The sequence below is a fragment of the Methanobrevibacter intestini genome (genome assembly GCF_047402955.1).
In the GTDB taxonomy this organism is placed as follows: Archaea; Methanobacteriota; Methanobacteria; order Methanobacteriales; family Methanobacteriaceae; genus Methanocatella; species Methanocatella intestini.
Genome location: NZ_CP187956.1, coordinates 1,762,402 through 1,779,013 on the forward strand (window position 1 = coordinate 1,762,402; position 16,612 = coordinate 1,779,013).

Sequence of the window (16,612 nt, forward strand, 5' to 3'; positions counted from 1 at the left end):
TGAAATTGCAGTATTTGATGGCTTTAGGATTAGCTTTTTTCAGTACTATCAAGTTAAGTGATTTTTTTTCTGATTTTTAGAATCCTTGGCTTTTGCTTGTTTTGCAATTTTTATTCCAATTTCTTTTTTTATCTCTTTCTGTGTGTGTTTGTGGGGGTATTTTTGTTGCTACGAGTTCTTTAGAACCTATTTCCATTATTTCTTTTATTACTTTTTGTATTTCGTCTTGGTTGTCTGTTAGGAGTCTTGGTAGTTGGTCTTTGATTTCTCCGATGAGTGTGTTGATGTTGGAGTGGTATTTGTAGGTGTATTTTGCTGTTTCTTTTGGTTTTCGTGTTATTTTTAGTTCTGCATCGTGTTTTATTCCTATTAGTAGGTTTAGTAGGAATATGTGGCTGTAGAAGTCTTGTTCGATTATGGTTCGTCTTCTTCCGCTGAATTTTTCGATGTATAGTTTGTTTTTTAGTCTGTCGTAATCGGTTTCTATTTTCCATCTTTCGCCGTATAATTGCTTTAATTCTTCGGGTGTTGCTATTTCTTTTGGTAAATTGGTAAATAGTATTTCTGTTTGTCCAGTTTTTAATTTTACTTTAACTATTCTGACTTGTATGCTTTTTTGTTTTCTTGCGATTTTTTTCAGTTCTTCGTCGTGAAATTTTTTTATTTTTGCGTTATTTAAGCTGATATCGAATGTTTCGTCGGTTTTTTTATCATTATCCATTTTTTGTTGTTGTTTTTTGAATGTATTTGTTTTTCCTCGGATTAGATAGTATGAATTCAATGTTTCTGTTTTTAACATGATTTCTGTGGAATTATAGTATCTATCATAACAGGTAATTATGTTATTCATATTTATTTTGTTTTTTACATCGTCTAAGTGTCTTAATGCTAGTGTTATTTCATCTATGGTTTGATTTTCAATTATTGATGATATTACAAAGTCCATTTTTGTATCTACTGTGCATGAAATTCTTGCATTTGCAGCAAATGTTTCAACTTCATTATTTGATGGAACTCCCATTTCTTCACGTGCCTGTGGATGATTTGGAATTTCAACATAAGATCCATCAGTTGCAAAAACGTGAAATCCTTTAAAAGTTTCCATTTCTTCCACATTGTTGTATATTTCCATTATAACTCCATCATTCATGTCTATATAAACTTTGGGATTGATATATTGCATTCTATCGCAAACACCAGAACCAGTTATTTTCATAGAATAATCACCTGTTTGACTCCTTAAATACCTATTAACTTCATTAAATTTTGTTTTCTTACGATTAAATAAAGGAAATTTAATTGCAGTTTCCAAACTCCATTTACCACTACGAACAAAAGCATTATCACTTAATATATATTTTTCATCAACAAAATTATTAAAACTTGCTAAAAAATTTGAAAACACATATTCAAAAACCATCAAAAACCACCCTAAAAACAACAATCCTCAAATAAAAACTAATATTATTAGATAATAATACTTTATAATTAATAATATATAATATTAACTATATAAAATACTTAAAAATAGATATAAATAAATTTACACCTAATAAAATAAAATTAAAATAATAACACACCGATACAAGCAAAATAAATAAAAAAATAAAAAAATTGGAAAAAATTAAAATTAAAAATCAGAAAAATCACTTAACTTGATAGTACTGAGCTTTTTTCAAAAGTATTAAAAAGTATAGATTACTATTATTAAATTGGTAAACTTATTTTTAGGAAAAAGTATGGAAAACATTTATATGTAATAAAAACATACTTAATACTGTCTAGTTCTCTAGAATTATTTCATTAATTACTAAATTTTTATTTTTAGTTTTGCTAAAAATTATATGAAATTCAGAAGTATTTGTATTGAAAGTTTAATCCCTCTTTTTTTTATTAATGGGATTATATTTAGTGATATATGAATGTATTCAAGAATTAGTATTATTAAAAACTATAAAATTATTCGCTCATTGAATAATTTGAGTAATTTCTATAGTTAAAATAATATAACTATATATAATTACGAATATTATAATTCAAGGAATTATAATATCTGCCGATGGATGGCATAGCCAGATGAAAAAGGAGGTATATATTATGGCAAAAGCAATTTATGTAAAATTTGATACACCTGAAGAATTAGCTAATCAAGCTGAAGAAGCATTAAAAACCGCACAAAACAGTGGTAAAGTAGCAAAAGGAACTAACGAAGTAACTAAATTTATCGAAAGAGGAGACGCAGCACTTGTTGTTATCGCAGAAGATGTTGATCCTGCTGAAATTGTTGCACACATTCCTGTTCTCGCTGATGAAAAAGAAATTCCTTACATTTACTTACCTACTAAAGAACAAGTTGGTGGAGCTGCAGGTTTAACTGTTGGTACTGCATCTGCTTGTATTGTTGACGCTGGAGATGCTGAAGGCGACGTAGCTGAAATTGTTGAAAAAATCGCAGAATTAAAAGAATAGATCTTCTTTTTGAAGATTAAAAGGTGATTTATATGGAAGAAGCTACTCCTGCTGAAGTCATTAATGTTTTAAAAAGAACTGGTATGACTGGAGAGGTTATGCAAATTAAATGCAGAATCCTCGATGGTAGAGACAAAGGAAGAATTTTAACAAGAAACATTATGGGTCCTGTAAGAGAAGGAGACATTTTAATGTTACTTGATACTATTAGAGAAGCTAAGGAAATTAAAACTCCTTAAGAAGGTGTAAGAACATGAGGACTTGTTCATTCTGTAATAAAGAAATAGAAGAAGGTACAGGAAAAATGTACGTTAAAAAAGATGGTTCTATTTATTTCTTTTGTAGCAGTAAATGTGAAAAAAACATGATTAAACTTGGTAGAGTTCCAAGAAAAGTTAAATGGGTTAAAGAATGATTCAAAAAAGTTTTGTAATGATGAAACCAGACGCAGTTCAAAGACGTCTTATGGGTAAAATATTATCCCGTTTTGAAGAAAAAGGTCTTCAAATCGTTGCTGTAAAGTTAATGCAAATTAATGAAGATTTAGCAAAAACTCATTATGGAGAACATGCAGATAAACCATTTTTCGGTAGTTTAATTGAATACATTACATCTTCCCCATCTCTTGCTATGGTAATTGAAGGAGAAGAAGCTATCAGTACTATCAGAAAATTAGTTGGAGCAACCAATCCTTTAGAAGCAGATCTCGGAACAATTAGAGGAGATTTTGCTATGGATACAGGTAGAAACATTATTCATGCTTCTGACTCTCCAGATTCTGCAGAAAGAGAAATCAATTTATTCTTTAATGAAGATGAAATTTGCGATTACGAAATCGTTGATAACAAATTAATTTACGAATAATTATTATTTAAGATAACATGAAAATCAGATCCCCAATTGTATCAGTTTTAGGACATGTAGACCACGGTAAGACCACTTTATTGGATTATATCAGAGGAAGTACTATTGCAGCTAAGGAAGCTGGAGGTATTACTCAGCATATCGGTGCTACTGAGATTCCTAATGATACTATTGAAAATATCTGTGGAGATTTCATATCCAAATTAGCTATTAAAGATTTAATTCCTGGTTTGTTTTTCATTGATACTCCGGGACATGCAGCATTTACCAGTTTAAGAAAACGTGGTGGTGCATTAGCTGATTTAGCTGTATTGATTTTAGATGTTAATGACGGATTTAAGCCACAAACTTATGAAGCATTAAACATTCTTAAAATGTATAGGACTCCATTTATTGTTGTAGCTAATAAAATCGACAGGCTTTTTGGTTGGGAAGTTCATGAAGGTGCCTCTTTTAGGGAAACATTTTCCAATCAGGCTAAAAGTGTTCAGCAGGATTTAGACAATAAAATTTATGAAATTGTCGGTGAACTTCATAAAGAAGGATTCCAGTCTGAGAGATTTGACAGAGTAAGTAACTTTGCTTCCCAGATTAGTATTATCCCAATTAGTGCTAGAACTGGTGAAGGAGTTATAGAAGTTTTAGCTATGCTTTTAGGACTTGCTCAAGAATATTTAACTGAACAACTTGAAATCGATGAAAATGCTCCAGCTAAAGGTACAGTTTTAGAAATTAAGGAAGAAACTGGTTTAGGAGTTACTCTTGATGCTATTATTTATGATGGTGTTTTAAGAACCAATGATGAAATAGCTTTAATGCTGTCTTCAGAAGATGTATTGGTAACTAAAATCAGATCTATTTTAAGACCTCTTCCTCTTGAGGAAATGAGGGATTCTAAAAAGAAATTTAGAAAGTTGGATGAAGTTGTTGCAGCAGCAGGTATTAAAGTAGCTGCACCTCATTTAGATGATGTTGTTTCTGGTTCTCCCCTTAGAGTTTTAAGTGAAGATACTGATGTTGAACAGGAGATTTTAAATGAAATTGACAACATTACTATTGATACAGAAGATGAAGGTATTTTAGTTAAAGCAGATACTATTGGTTCACTGGAAGCTGTTGTTAAGCTATTAAGGGAAATGAATATTCCAATTCGTGCAGCGGATATTGGTGATGTAAATCGTAGGGATATTATTAATTCTTCAATTGCTTATGATGAAAATGAACTTCATGGAGCAATTATTGCTTTTAATGTAAATGTTCATCCGAATTCTGAAGAAGATCTTAATAATTCTGAAGTCAAGCTCTTTTCCGGAGATGTAATTTATCAGATTATTGAAGAGTATGAAGAATGGGTTAAGCAAAAACAGGAAGATAAGAAAAAGTCATTTTATGATGCTATTATTAAACCTGCAAAATTTGTGTCACTTCCAAAATTAGTGTTCCGTCAAAGTAAACCTGCTATTATAGGTATTGAATCTTTAAGCGGAACTCTTAAACAAGGTCAACAGTTGATTAATAAAGATGGCCATGTTGTTGGTTCAATAGCTAGTATGGAAGATAAAGGTGAAACATTACCTGATATTTCCAGAGGTCAAAGGGTGGCTATGGCTATTAAAGATGCTATAGTTGGAAAAGACTTTGAAGAGGGAGACGAGCTATATGTTGATATTCCTGAAAAACATTACAAATACATTGAAAGGGAATTTAAGGATAAATTGACTGAAGATGAATTTGAAACCTTATATGAGTTTTTGGAAATTAAACGTAAGCAGGATCCTGATTGGGGAAGTTTTGGTCTTTTTGAATAATAAATATTTTTTTATAAAACAATTTAAAGGAGGAATACCATGGCATTCAAAGTAGTTGTATCTCAAAAAGAAGTAACTCATCAGATTGAAGTTGAAGATGGCAAAGCTCTTAATGGTTTAGCTATCGGTGATGAATTTGATGGTGGAATCGTTGGTTTAGACGGTTACACTTTAAAAGTAACTGGTGGTGCTGATAAAAATGGATTTACCATGAAAAAAGACGTACCAGGTACTAGAAGAATCAAAAGTTTATTAAGTGGTGGTATTGGTTATCATCCTAAAGCTGACGGTGTAAAAAGGAGAAAAACCGTAAGAGGAAATACCATTGCTGATGATATCGTACAAGTTAACACTGTTGTTGTTTCAGCTGGAAGTAAAGCTATAGCTGATATTCTTGGTGTTGGCGATGAAGAGGAAGAATAGTTTTACTATTTTTCTTATTTTAACTTTTAAGTTAAATTTAAAATTATAATAAAAAGGTGGTTATCTGTGAACATACAGTCAGATGTAAACATAGGTTTAGTTGGTCATGTGGACCACGGTAAGACTACTCTTACCAAAGCATTGTCAGGAATATGGACTGATACTCACAGTGAAGAAACAAAAAGAGGTATTTCAATTCGTTTAGGTTATGCAGACATTGAATTCAGAAAATGTCCAGATTGTGATGAACCTATGTGTTATACTACTTCTAAAACTTGTGAAAACTGTGGAAGCGAGACAGAATTAGTTAGAAAAGTATCATTTGTTGATGCTCCAGGTCACGAAACCTTAATGGCGACTATGTTATCTGGTGCTGCAATAATGGATGGTGCAGTTTTAGTAATTGCTGCAAATGAATATTGCCCACAACCACAAACTAAAGAACACTTAATGGCTCTTGATGTTATTGGTGTTAAAGACGTTATTGTAGTTCAAAATAAAATTGATATTGTTTCAAAAGAAAGAGCTATTGAAAGTTATCATGAAATTAAAGAATTTGTAAAAGGTACTTGTGCAGAAGATGCTCCAATTATACCTGTATCTGCTCAACAAGGAGCTAATATGGATATTTTAATTGAAGCTATGCTTAAAAGAATCCAGCCACCAGAAAGAAGTTTGGATAAAACTCCTTTAATGCATGTTGCAAGATCTTTTGATATTAACAAACCGGGTTCCGGCGCTGCTAAAATCAAAGGTGGAGTTATTGGCGGAACTTTAGTTCAGGGTACTTTTAAGCTTGGAGACACTATTGAAATAAGGCCTGGAATTACAAATAACAATAAAAGAATAACCTTGAAATCCGAAATTATTGGTCTTGAAGCTAATGGAAAAGATGTTGAAGAAATAGGTCCTGGAGGACTTATTGGTGTAGCTACAAAATTAGACCCTTCATTAACTAAAGCTGATTCATTATCCGGTTCTGTTGCTGGTGCAGTAGATACCTTACCTGATGTTTTAGACAGTTTTACAATGGAAGCACATTTACTTGACAGAGTAGTAGGTACAAAAGAAGAACGTGATGTAGCTCCAATTAAACTTAAAGAGCCTTTAATGATTAATTGTGGTACTACAACAACTATTGGTGTTGTTACTTCTACTAAGAAAAAGAATATTGAAGTTGCTCTTAAATTGCCTGTTTGTGCCAGTTCTGGAACTAGGGTAGCTTTAAGTCGTAGAGTAGGAGCTCGTTGGAGATTAATTGGTTATGGAATTATTATATAGAGGGAAATAATGGAGTCTAAAGAAGTTGTGATTGATACCAATTTTTTTATGGTTCCTTTTCAATTTAATGTTGATATAATCGACGAACTTGAAAAAGCACTGCCTTCATATAAATTAACTACTCCAAGCTTTGTTATTAATGAACTGAAAGGTTTAAAAAGAAATAATAAAGGTAAAATTAGGCTAAATGCAGATTTAGCTCTAAAGTTAGCTAATTCTTCCAATATTGAAATAAAGGATATTTCATTAGAAAATAATGAAACTGTGGATGATGCGTTACTTAGAGTTTCAGAAGTTTTAGCTACAAATGATATTGAATTAAAAAAACGTGCTAAAAAGAAAGGTATAACAGTAGCATATCTAAGACAGAAAAAGTATATAGCTATTGATGGAAAAATATAAAAATTAGACTTATTAATTTATCATAAAATTAATTATAGGTGATTTAAGTGAATTTATGGAGTGAAATTGAATCAGGTTCTGATATTCCTGATGTTGTAACAGCAGTTATTGAAGTACCTAAAGGTTCAAGAAATAAATACGAATATGATAAGGAAAAAGAAGCTTTCATGTTAGATAGAGTATTGTACTCTCCTGTTGTTTATCCGGCAGATTACGGTTTTATACCTAAATCTATATATGATGATGGCGATCCTATGGATATTCTTGTTCTTATGGAACAACCTACATTCCCAGGATGTCTTATTGAAGCAAGACCTATTGGAATTATGGGTATGATTGATGGTGGAGATAAAGATTACAAAATCTTAGCTGTACCGGAAGATGATCCACGTTTCAGTGATGTTCAAGATATTAGTGATGTTCCATCTCATTTATTAAAAGAAATTGAACACTTTTTCTCAGTTTATAAAAATCTTGAAGGAAAAGTTGTTGAAACTAAAGGCTGGGAAGATAAAGAATCAGCTAAAAAAGAACTTTTAAGATCTTTAGAAATGTATAAAGAAAAATACGAATAGAGGGATTGTTTTGTATTACATGACTAAAATTGAGGATACTGTAAGAATACCACCTTATAGATTTGAAGATCCTCTTGAAGAGGTAGCTATTCAAACTTTAAATGATACATATAATGGCCGTTTAGATAAAAAATTAGGTTTACTTATTTGTGTTAATGAAATTGAAGAAATTGGTGAAGGTAGACTCATCATGGGAGATGGAGCTTCTTACCATAATGTTGTGTTTAATGCAATATTCTTCAAACCTGAACAGCAAGAAGTTATTGATGGTGAAGTAATAGAAATAGCTGAATTTGGTGCTTTTGTCAGAATTGGACCTATGGATGGTTTGGTTCATGTTTCTCAAGTCACTGATGATTATATTAATTATGATTCTAAAAGAGGAGCACTCCTTGCAAAAGAATCTAATAAAACTTTAGATGAAGGAGATTTAGTTAGAACAAGAATTGTAGCTATCAGTCTTAAAGACAACTCTACTAAAAATACTAAAATAGGTCTTACTATGAGGCAAAATAATTTAGGTAGATTTGAATGGATTGAAGAAGCTAAAAATAAAAGTAAGAAGGCTAAATCATGAATGCATGTACAGTTTGTAAATATATTACTAATAAGGAACGTTGTCCAGTTTGCGGTAACCCAACTTCAGATAACTGGAGCGGTCTTTTGATAATTACAAAACCTGAAGAATCTGAGTTAGCTAAGGAATTGAATATAGATTTAGCTGGCGAATATTGTTTAAGAGTAAGGTAGAAGGTTTTATTGTGTTACGTTTAGATGCAGAATTAAATAAGGATACTATTTCAAAGCTTAAAAAACCATTAGGTAAATTATATCCTGACTTTGAAGATGCTATTGAAGAAATTAAATCTTCTGAGTTTTTAATTTCTGTTGGTGATGCAACTTTTAATAATCTTACTAAATATGAATTATATCCTGATATTGGTATAATTGATAATTTAATTCAAAGAAAAAATCATAATCATGAAGTTATCAAGGCAGAAAATATTTTAAAAGCTAAAAACCCTGCAGGAACCATTACAGATGATCTATGGGAAACCATAGGCCAAGCTATGGAGTTATCTGGCGATGGAAATTGTCATGTAATTGAAGTAGACGGGGAAGAAGATCTTGCAGTTCTTCCTTGCATCTTAATGGCTAGTGATGAGACTACTATCTTGTACGGTCAGCCAAATGAAGGTTTGGTACTTTTAAAAGTTTATGATGCTAAAGATTATGCTCAAAATCTTATTGATACCTTTATTAAAGAATAAAAATTTAAAAGAGGGTTAATTATGGAAATTGATATTTTTGAAGATAAAGAAAATAAAGTTTTTAACAGAAGAGAAGTAAAATTCTATGTTGAATATGAAGGAGAAGCTACTCCAAAAATTATTGATATTAAAAGTAAATTAGTAGCTTTATTAAATTCTAAAAAAGATGCTACTGTTGTAGATAATGTGCAACCTCACTACGGTGAACCTAAAGCATTAGGTTATGCTAAAGTTTATGACACTGTAGAAGATTTAGAATACATTGAAACTAAAAGTGTAATAGCTAAAAATACTGAAGCTTCTGAAGAAGCTGAAGAAGACGAAGAATAAGGTGATTTTAATGGTAAAAAAATCTGATCTTTACAAAGTAGACGGAGATAAAATCGAAAGAAAAAACCCAGTATGTCCTCGTTGTTCTGATGGTGTATTTATGGCTGATCATGGTAATAGATATGCATGCGGTAAATGTGGATACACTGAAATGAAAAAAGATTAAATAATCTTTTTTTAACTATTTTTTTTTATAAAATTTATTTTTAAGAAGGGAGTCTTGTGAATTTAAGAAGTGGTAGACTTAAAACAGAAATGACTGATGAAGCTGCTGAATATACTTCATCACTTGAATTTGATAAAATTATTTTTGAAGCTGATATTAAAACCAATTTTGCACATACTTTAATGTTAAAAGAAGAAAATATTATTGATAGTGAAATAGCAGATAATATTTTAGGTGCTCTTGACCAATTAAAAGAAGATGGCTATAATGAGCTTGTTTTCGACCCTTCTGTTGAAGATATTCACATGGCTATTGAAAATTATGTTACTGATAAAATAGGTCCAACTGCAGGTTTTATGCATACAGCCAAATCACGTAATGACCAGGTAGCTACTGATGTCAGATTAGTTCTTCGTGATAAAATTACTGAAACCCAAATCGGAATTTTGGAATTTATGGAAGGATTAGTTGAAAAAGCAGGTGAGCATTTGGAAACTGTCTTTATTGGTTATACTCATCTTCAGCATGCACAGCCAATTACAATAGCTCATCATTTAATGGCTCATGTACAGGCACTTAAAAGGGATTATGAACGTTTGGAAGACACTTATAAACGTGTTAATTTAAATCCTTTAGGTTCAGCAGCTATGACTACAACCAGTTTTCCTATTAACAGGCAGTTAACCACTGATTTGCTTGGTTTTGATGCTTATCTTGAAAACTCAATGGATGGTGTTTCTTCAAGGGATTTCATTTCAGAAACAGTTTTTGATTTATCTGCATTATGTACAACCTTATCTAAAATCTGTGAAGAACTTATTTTATGGAGCACTTATGAATTCGGTATTATAGAAATGGCTGATGAATATTCGTCTACATCATCTATTATGCCTCAAAAGAAAAATCCGGATGTTGCTGAACTTGCAAGAGCAAAATCAACAATTGTCAATGGTGAACTTGTAACTATTTTAACTATTTTAAAAGCAATTCCTTACACCTATAATAGGGACTTACAAGAAATCACTCCACACTTATGGAATGCAGTTAAAGTAACTCAAGACACTTTATCAATAGTTACAAAAATGTTGCTTTCTGTTAAATTCAATGAAGAAAGATGTTTAGAATTAGCAGGAACTAATTTTGCTACAGCTACAGATTTGGCAGACATTATGGTTCGTGAAAAACAGATTCCATTTAGAACAGCTCATAAAATTGTTGGAAGGATAGTTAATGAAGCTACTGCCAGCGGTTTAAAAGAATCAGACATTACATCAGAATATATTGATGATATAGCTTCAGAACTTGGTTTTGAAAAATTAGGTCTTGAAGATGATTTGGTTCAAAAAGCTTTGAATCCTTTGGAAAATGTTAAAATGAGAACTGTTCCGGGTGGTCCTTCTCCTGCTATGGTTGAAATAGCTAGAGATAATATTAAAGAATTTTTAAATGAAGAATTTGAGAAAAAAGGAATTTAATCTTTTTCTAACTCTTCATTTTCATCTGTGTTTTCCTGAGGATGTTTTTGTGATTCAAGATATGCTTCACGTATTTCTTCAGATAACTCCTCATTACCTTCTATAATTGGGCCTGTGTAATCACAGTCATAACATTCCCATGTTGACCAGTTTTGAGGAATAATCCATTTCACTCTTTTTGATCCACAACGTGGACAGATTTTAAATAACATATTCATTAATTTTAACTATTCCATATTTAATCTTTTGTATTATAGAAACTCCAGATTAAATCAAGAGCTTCCCCTACTTCCAGAGCTGAAGACCTTGTTTCTCTTAATATTCTTTGAATAGAATATTTTTTTAAATATGGGTATTTTTTATGGACTTCATATAGTAGAGGACATCCAAATCCGCTAAATGACTGTAAATTAAATTGCTGTGACAGGGATTTGTTTTCCTGTTTTCCAACAGCTAAACTGGCAGGTAAATTAAGGCGGTACAGGTCTTTTTCTTGCAGGGTTATACATTGTGTTCCTGTTGAGAGCATATCTCCAAATATGGCTATTGGAATATTATTGTTTATTGCATATTGGTTTATTAGCTCTTCAGTATGTTTGGAGCATCTTCCGCAGGGGTGAAATCTTCCATTTAGTGATTCTCGGATTATTTCACTGTAATCGGCTTTGATATATTCATGGTCTACATTTAACTCTTCAGTTAATTTTTTAATGTTTCTTTTATATTGATTTGGTAAAATGATAGTTCCAGGATCAATTGTAATAGCTATTGGGTTAAATCCAAGGTATTTTGCTAAAATTAATGAAAAGCTGCTGTCAACTCCACCGGATAGTGCAACTACTGCTTCTGTTTTTTCAGATTCTTCAAATGTATTGTTTTTAAAATAGCTGTTATAATCAAAGCTGTAGATGTTTTCTAATTTAGTATTTAGAATTTTTTTCAGGTTTTGGATTCCTGTTAAATTAGAGCTAAAGTTATCTAAAGTTTTTTTGGAAAGTTTAAGTTTGTATTCTTTAGTTAGGTAATCTCCGTAACTTTCTACATGGATGCTGTTTATTTTTAATTTTTCTTTTAGTTTTCCAACTACCCATCCGCCTTTTCCAATAATTGCAGATTTGTCTGGTCGGTCTTGTGTTATTATCCATAATTCCTTTTCTTTTTCGTTGTAATAAATGTCTTTAATATGAATTTCAAGTTCTTCATGACCTATTTCTTTTCTTACCTGATTTATTTCTTCTAGCAATTTTTCTTTAGTATACAAGTTTTTCACCAAATTTGCAATATTTTTCTTGATTATCTAGTAAATAATATATACTAAGATGTTATTAAATATAGTTTAATAGATATCATATTTTTAAATTAAATAAAGGTGCGATAAAATGGTTAAGTTTTTAGGAGGATTGGGTGATAATCGAGTAAGAAATGTAGAAACACCTACTTTTCTACCTGAGGACAATATAAGATTTGGTGTAGAATATTCTCCGGACTCCAGGCCTCCAGTTATTGGAAGAAATCATACAATTCGTTCTAATTCAATTATCTATAATGATGTTGTAATTGGAGATAATTTCAGAACAGGACATAATGTTGTTATTCGTGAAAATACTAACATTGGAGATGATGTTTTAATTGGAACAAATACTGTAATTGAAGGTGATGTTATAATTGGAAATGATGTCAGCATTCAGTCTAATGTTTATATTCCTACTAATTCAGTAATTGAAGACAATGTTTTTATTGGACCTTGTGCTTGTTTTACTAATGATAAATATCCTGTAAGAATTAATTATGAATTGCAGGGACCAAAAATAAGAAGAGGAGCTTCTATTGGTGGTAATACTACATTTTTATCTAATGTTGAGATTGGTGAAGGATCTATTGTTGCTGCTGGTGCTATTGTTATTCATAGTGTCCCTCCGTTTTATTTAGCTATTGGAACTCCTGCAAGAATCAAGCCTCTTCCTGATCATTTGAAAGTTCCAAACAAATTATAGTTTGTATATTTTCGAACAAATTTCGAAAAGATTATATAGTAGTTTTAATAACATAAATAATTGTTTAAATTGAATAATTTAAATTGGAATAAATTTTAGAAAGGAGATATTATGTCTAAATGGAAATGTAGTGTATGCGGATATATTTACGACAGTGAAAAAGGCATACCAGAAAAAGGCATTGAACCAGGTACTGAATTTGAAGATTTACCTGATAACTTTAAATGCCCAAGATGTGGTGCTGGTAAAGCGTTGTTTAAACAGTTATAAGTTTAGACGAAAGAAATAGATTCTAAATAATTTAAGGAGGAGTTATTATGGCTTACGTATGTAAAGTATGTGGATATGTTTATGAAGGCGACGATTTTGAAGACTTACCTGATGACTGGGTATGTCCTCTTTGTGGTGTGGGAAAAGACCAATTTGAAGAACAATAACTATTTATTCTTCATTTTATCTTTTTTAAAACCTGCTTATTTTTAAAATTAACCTTAATCTTATTGTGGAATTTTTCAAATATTTCTTTTATATTTCTATTATTTTTGGAAACTAAATCATAGCTAATTTTATCACTGAAATCTTTTTGAATAATTGTTAACTTGTTGTTTCTGATTTCTCTTTCAATATCTTTTAAATCAGAATAATTAAATGTAATATTATAAACATCATAATATTCAACTTCAATTATTTCGCTGGCTTCAATAGCTTCAAGAACAGATTTGCTGTAGGCACGAACTAAACCTCCTGCTCCAAGTTTAATTCCTCCGAAATACCTTGTAACAACTGCTGTAACATTATGCAAATCATTTTTCCTTAAAGCATTAATCATAGGTTTGCCTGCAGTTCCGCTTGGTTCACCGTTGTCATCATAACCTTCACCGTCATTTGTAATGTATGCTGTGCAGTTATGGGTAGCATCATGATATTGCTGATTTAACTTTTGAATAATCTCCTTACTTTCCTTTTTGGTTTTAGTTGGAAATAAAGAGCAGATAAACTGGGATTTTTTAATATTTATTTCACTTTGAACAGCTTTTTCAATAGTTTTCATAATATCAAATACTTTTATATATTTTTGGAGACATAATTTAAGTTAATTAATTATAATATTAAGGTGGTATTTTGTCAAGTAAACCTGCTACATTATTGGTAGTTTTTGTAATATCTGTTGCGGCATTTTGCATAGCTAGTGTTTTTGGAGCTATGACTGGTGAAATAAACATTTTACCAAATGAAACAGATCTATTAAATTCATCAGATAATATTACAGATAATGCATCTGTAAGTGATTCATCATCTTATGATTCTGGAAATGATTATAGCTATTCTTCATCAGATGATTCAGGAGCTAGTTCATCTCAAAGTTATGATTCAGGATATAGTCATGATTCTTCTTCAGGTACTCATGATCAGCTTCCAGATGGGAGTCCTTCTGAAAATCCGGATGAGGGTTCTTCTAGTTCTGGTGGAAATGAAGGGCATAACTAACTCATTTCATTTCTCTTTTTTTTTAAAAATCCAAAAGTTTTTCAACATCAAATACAACAGAGTTAATAGCTAAATCAAAGAGTTGTTTTCCATAGACTTCATCAACATAAACTCCATTTTCTTCAACATCTCTTGCACCTTCTTCAATGTTAGGATCATTTTCACGGGCTTGCTTGAAACCATATAGACCAACTTCTTCATATTTACTTAAATCTGTCTGGTTTTTAATTTCAGCTTCATTGATTATTCCTAAAACCTTTGCCATTGAAAGCTCGCCGCTGCCTCCATGAGGGCCTTCTGTTGAAATAATTTTATTATTAAAAATAATAGTCAAACCCGTTTCATCTTCAATATCATACAGTTCAGTCATTAAAGGAATATTTCCTCCATGTGAATTTACAATAACTACTTTTTCAATATCCAAATATTTTTTAGCAGAATTGAGAGTTTTAATTACATTTCCCTTTAATTCATCTAAAGAAACATGTATTCCATGGTCTATTTCATCTAATTCATAAGCCGGAAATATTATTCCCAAAAATTTAGCTCCGCTTTCAAGTGATGCCTGAAATGCAATGTGAGCACCGATTTTAGCATCAGTATCTATAGGTAACGCCGGGCCATGATTTTCCAAGTGTGATCCAAGAGCTATTATTCCAATTTTATGAACTCCGGGATTTTTAATTTTTCCTGCTCTGTATCTTAATTCTGCCATTTAAATCACCAAATTATAATTCAAAGTTCCAAATGTCGTCTCCAACATAATGTTTTGTTTCAATAGCTTTACCAGAATCATTTTCAACCATTTCTTCACCAGTAATTAAGCTTATTCCAATAGCTAATGGTTTTCCATGTGTTTCATCAATAATTAAAACAATGTCTCCAGGATTGATGTTTTCATCAGCAGCTACAATTCCCGGACTCATAATATCGGCACCATTACTTACAAAACGGATAGCACCCATATCTACTGTTACTTTTTTTCCATGGATTTCATTAGCCAGTGCAGCTTTTAAGGTTGGAAATGGCTTTTCATCAATTAATATGATGTAAGGTTCACCATCAACTAAAATAAATGAATCAGGTTCGGCTTCAAGTATTTCTACATTTTTCTTATTTTGCAGCAGTTCACCATATTCTTCTAATTCTTTTTTAATTTCTTTAATTTTCTTTTTTTTCAGGAAGTTTCTTTTTTTAACTTTTATAGTCATATTTTTTCCATACCTTAAATTTTGATATGATGTATTATCTGATTTTTATTTATTATATTCTTTGGTTATGAATTCAGTTAAATTTTTTAATGACTTTGTTTAAAATAAATTTAGATGTCTTATATAGTGTAAATTACGGTTAAATTAGTGATTTATATTATTTTTTGGGCTTAAATCAAACTAAACATTTATATAGTAGTAAAAGCATATAATTTAATATTAGTTTTAATTAGGTTTTGTCTTATCTAAACTTGATTATATTATGTCTAATATTTAAGAAAGTGATTATTTCCAATTGCTTTTAAATTATAAAATACAATAAAAAATTATAGTAATATAAGGTGATAAAATGAGCGGACAAAATGTTCAAAGACCACTTGATGCTTTAGGCAAATCTGTAAACTCTCCTGTTTTAATAAAACTTAAAGGAGATCGTGAATTTAGAGGAATACTTAAAAGTTTTGATTTACATATGAACTTAGTTCTTAATGATGCAGAAGAACTCCAAGACGGAGAAGTTACTAGAAGACTTGGTGTTGTGCTCATTAGAGGAGACAATATTGTCTATATCTCACCATAAGTACTATTTTAATTCTAATATTTGTAATAAACGAACTGATTAATTAGGAGGTGTATCAGTGTCAAAAGGTACTCCATCAATGGGTAAAAAGAATAAAAAAACCCATATAAGATGCAGAAGATGTGGAAGAAACACTTACCACATACATAAAAAAGTTTGTGCTTCCTGTGGATTCGGTAAATCTAAAAGGATTAGAAGATACAGCTGGCAAAACAAAAAACCAACTACTAGAAAAAGATTAGTTTAAGTTGGTAAAATCGGAAGATTATTTATTT

The 16,612-nt window shown here is 30.9% G+C and carries 27 protein-coding genes; 21 read left to right on the plus strand and 6 right to left on the minus strand.

Annotated elements, in window-relative coordinates:
• Positions 1 to 76: 76 nt before the first annotated feature.
• Entirely contained in the window at positions 77 to 1,420 is a 1,344-nt protein-coding gene (locus ACMC9J_RS08275; RefSeq protein ID WP_427003011.1) for an IS4 family transposase, read from the minus strand.
• 677 nt (positions 1,421 to 2,097) lie between these two features.
• Here ACMC9J_RS08275 and rpl7ae point away from each other — a divergent pair.
• The 15 genes from rpl7ae (at position 2,098) to argH (ending at position 11,064) form a co-directional block, all read left to right on the plus strand.
• Positions 2,098 to 2,469, plus strand: a complete 372-nt coding sequence (gene rpl7ae / locus ACMC9J_RS08280; protein WP_019264131.1) for a 50S ribosomal protein L7Ae — start codon at positions 2,098 to 2,100, stop codon at positions 2,467 to 2,469.
• A gap of 32 nt (positions 2,470 to 2,501) precedes the next feature.
• The gene (locus tag ACMC9J_RS08285) at positions 2,502 to 2,708 is read left to right on the plus strand and encodes a 30S ribosomal protein S28e (RefSeq protein WP_004034241.1); all 207 of its coding nucleotides are present in this window, start codon (positions 2,502 to 2,504) and stop codon (positions 2,706 to 2,708) included.
• A 14-nt stretch (positions 2,709 to 2,722) separates the two neighbouring features.
• Positions 2,723 to 2,884: a 50S ribosomal protein L24e gene (locus tag ACMC9J_RS08290; RefSeq protein ID WP_004034240.1), complete on the plus strand. Its 162-nt coding sequence runs from the start codon at positions 2,723 to 2,725 to the stop codon at positions 2,882 to 2,884.
• Positions 2,881 to 3,333, plus strand: a complete 453-nt coding sequence (gene ndk / locus ACMC9J_RS08295; RefSeq protein ID WP_019264130.1) for a nucleoside-diphosphate kinase — start codon at positions 2,881 to 2,883, stop codon at positions 3,331 to 3,333. Before ACMC9J_RS08290 ends, ndk begins: the two co-directional genes overlap by 4 nt.
• A 17-nt stretch (positions 3,334 to 3,350) precedes the next feature.
• Positions 3,351 to 5,141 carry a translation initiation factor IF-2 gene (gene infB, locus ACMC9J_RS08300; RefSeq protein ID WP_019264129.1) on the plus strand — a complete coding sequence of 597 codons (1,791 nt, stop codon included), beginning with the start codon at positions 3,351 to 3,353 and terminating at the stop codon, positions 5,139 to 5,141.
• A 39-nt stretch (positions 5,142 to 5,180) separates the two neighbouring features.
• Positions 5,181 to 5,564: a 30S ribosomal protein S6e gene (locus tag ACMC9J_RS08305; protein ID WP_019264128.1), complete on the plus strand. Its 384-nt coding sequence runs from the start codon at positions 5,181 to 5,183 to the stop codon at positions 5,562 to 5,564.
• Positions 5,565 to 5,630: 66 nt separating this feature from the next.
• Positions 5,631 to 6,845 (plus strand): translation initiation factor IF-2 subunit gamma, encoded by a 1,215-nt coding sequence (locus tag ACMC9J_RS08310; protein WP_302511653.1) that lies wholly within the window; start codon positions 5,631 to 5,633, stop codon positions 6,843 to 6,845.
• A 9-nt stretch (positions 6,846 to 6,854) separates the two neighbouring features.
• Positions 6,855 to 7,247, plus strand: coding sequence for a PIN domain-containing protein (locus ACMC9J_RS08315; RefSeq protein WP_019264127.1), 393 nt, complete (start codon positions 6,855 to 6,857; stop codon positions 7,245 to 7,247).
• Between the two features lie 47 nt (positions 7,248 to 7,294).
• A complete protein-coding gene (locus ACMC9J_RS08320) occupies positions 7,295 to 7,822 on the plus strand; it encodes an inorganic diphosphatase (protein WP_019264126.1) in 528 nt (175 codons plus the stop codon).
• 19 nt (positions 7,823 to 7,841) lie between these two features.
• Complete coding sequence (locus tag ACMC9J_RS08325; RefSeq protein WP_019264125.1) at positions 7,842 to 8,399, plus strand: DNA-directed RNA polymerase; 558 nt, start codon at positions 7,842 to 7,844, stop codon at positions 8,397 to 8,399.
• On the plus strand, positions 8,396 to 8,572 hold the full coding sequence (gene spt4 / locus ACMC9J_RS08330; RefSeq protein ID WP_019264124.1) for a transcription elongation factor subunit Spt4: 177 nt from the start codon (positions 8,396 to 8,398) through the stop codon (positions 8,570 to 8,572). Before ACMC9J_RS08325 ends, spt4 begins: the two co-directional genes overlap by 4 nt.
• A gap of 11 nt (positions 8,573 to 8,583) precedes the next feature.
• A complete protein-coding gene (locus ACMC9J_RS08335) occupies positions 8,584 to 9,093 on the plus strand; it encodes a GTP-dependent dephospho-CoA kinase family protein (protein ID WP_019264123.1) in 510 nt (169 codons plus the stop codon).
• A gap of 21 nt (positions 9,094 to 9,114) precedes the next feature.
• Positions 9,115 to 9,423 (plus strand): 30S ribosomal protein S24e, encoded by a 309-nt coding sequence (locus ACMC9J_RS08340; RefSeq protein ID WP_019264122.1) that lies wholly within the window; start codon positions 9,115 to 9,117, stop codon positions 9,421 to 9,423.
• 10 nt (positions 9,424 to 9,433) lie between these two features.
• Positions 9,434 to 9,589: a 30S ribosomal protein S27ae gene (locus tag ACMC9J_RS08345; protein WP_004034219.1), complete on the plus strand. Its 156-nt coding sequence runs from the start codon at positions 9,434 to 9,436 to the stop codon at positions 9,587 to 9,589.
• A gap of 56 nt (positions 9,590 to 9,645) precedes the next feature.
• Positions 9,646 to 11,064 carry an argininosuccinate lyase gene (gene argH / locus ACMC9J_RS08350; RefSeq protein WP_019264121.1) on the plus strand — a complete coding sequence of 473 codons (1,419 nt, stop codon included), beginning with the start codon at positions 9,646 to 9,648 and terminating at the stop codon, positions 11,062 to 11,064.
• Here argH and ACMC9J_RS08355 read toward each other — a convergent pair.
• The gene (locus tag ACMC9J_RS08355) at positions 11,061 to 11,282 is read right to left on the minus strand and encodes a hypothetical protein (RefSeq protein ID WP_019264120.1); all 222 of its coding nucleotides are present in this window, start codon (positions 11,280 to 11,282) and stop codon (positions 11,061 to 11,063) included. The two genes, argH and ACMC9J_RS08355, sit on opposite strands and share 4 nt — an antisense overlap.
• 20 nt (positions 11,283 to 11,302) lie before the next feature.
• On the minus strand, positions 11,303 to 12,334 hold the full coding sequence (locus ACMC9J_RS08360; RefSeq protein WP_019264119.1) for a 7-cyano-7-deazaguanine synthase: 1,032 nt from the start codon (positions 12,332 to 12,334) through the stop codon (positions 11,303 to 11,305).
• Between the two features lie 109 nt (positions 12,335 to 12,443).
• On the opposite strand from ACMC9J_RS08360, the gene ACMC9J_RS08365 reads away from it, so the two are divergent.
• The 3 genes from ACMC9J_RS08365 (at position 12,444) to ACMC9J_RS08375 (ending at position 13,495) form a co-directional block, all read left to right on the plus strand.
• Positions 12,444 to 13,058 (plus strand): acyltransferase, encoded by a 615-nt coding sequence (locus ACMC9J_RS08365; RefSeq protein WP_019264118.1) that lies wholly within the window; start codon positions 12,444 to 12,446, stop codon positions 13,056 to 13,058.
• 111 nt (positions 13,059 to 13,169) lie between these two features.
• Positions 13,170 to 13,328, plus strand: a complete 159-nt coding sequence (locus ACMC9J_RS08370) for a rubredoxin (RefSeq protein WP_019264117.1) — start codon at positions 13,170 to 13,172, stop codon at positions 13,326 to 13,328.
• Between the two features lie 47 nt (positions 13,329 to 13,375).
• A complete protein-coding gene (locus tag ACMC9J_RS08375; protein WP_004034206.1) occupies positions 13,376 to 13,495 on the plus strand; it encodes a rubredoxin in 120 nt (39 codons plus the stop codon).
• 11 nt (positions 13,496 to 13,506) lie between these two features.
• Here the strand turns inward: ACMC9J_RS08375 and ACMC9J_RS08380 are convergent, their stop codons facing one another.
• Complete coding sequence (locus tag ACMC9J_RS08380) at positions 13,507 to 14,109, minus strand: YigZ family protein (RefSeq protein ID WP_250416328.1); 603 nt, start codon at positions 14,107 to 14,109, stop codon at positions 13,507 to 13,509.
• 71 nt (positions 14,110 to 14,180) lie between these two features.
• Here ACMC9J_RS08380 and ACMC9J_RS08385 point away from each other — a divergent pair, with 71 nt between their 5' ends.
• On the plus strand, positions 14,181 to 14,546 hold the full coding sequence (locus tag ACMC9J_RS08385) for a hypothetical protein (RefSeq protein WP_019264115.1): 366 nt from the start codon (positions 14,181 to 14,183) through the stop codon (positions 14,544 to 14,546).
• Between the two features lie 22 nt (positions 14,547 to 14,568).
• Here ACMC9J_RS08385 and arfB read toward each other — a convergent pair whose 3' ends face one another.
• Both arfB and ACMC9J_RS08395 read right to left on the minus strand, forming a co-directional pair.
• Positions 14,569 to 15,261, minus strand: coding sequence for a 2-amino-5-formylamino-6-ribosylaminopyrimidin-4(3H)-one 5'-monophosphate deformylase (gene arfB / locus ACMC9J_RS08390; protein ID WP_427003218.1), 693 nt, complete (start codon positions 15,259 to 15,261; stop codon positions 14,569 to 14,571).
• 13 nt (positions 15,262 to 15,274) lie between these two features.
• A complete protein-coding gene (locus tag ACMC9J_RS08395) occupies positions 15,275 to 15,757 on the minus strand; it encodes an RNA-binding protein (protein WP_019264113.1) in 483 nt (160 codons plus the stop codon).
• Between the two features lie 349 nt (positions 15,758 to 16,106).
• Here ACMC9J_RS08395 and ACMC9J_RS08400 point away from each other — a divergent pair, with 349 nt between their 5' ends.
• Positions 16,107 to 16,337, plus strand: a complete 231-nt coding sequence (locus tag ACMC9J_RS08400) for an LSm family protein (protein ID WP_004034197.1) — start codon at positions 16,107 to 16,109, stop codon at positions 16,335 to 16,337.
• Positions 16,338 to 16,395: 58 nt separating this feature from the next.
• Entirely contained in the window at positions 16,396 to 16,584 is a 189-nt protein-coding gene (locus ACMC9J_RS08405) for a 50S ribosomal protein L37e (RefSeq protein WP_004034195.1), read from the plus strand.
• Positions 16,585 to 16,612: the final 28 nt, after the last annotated feature.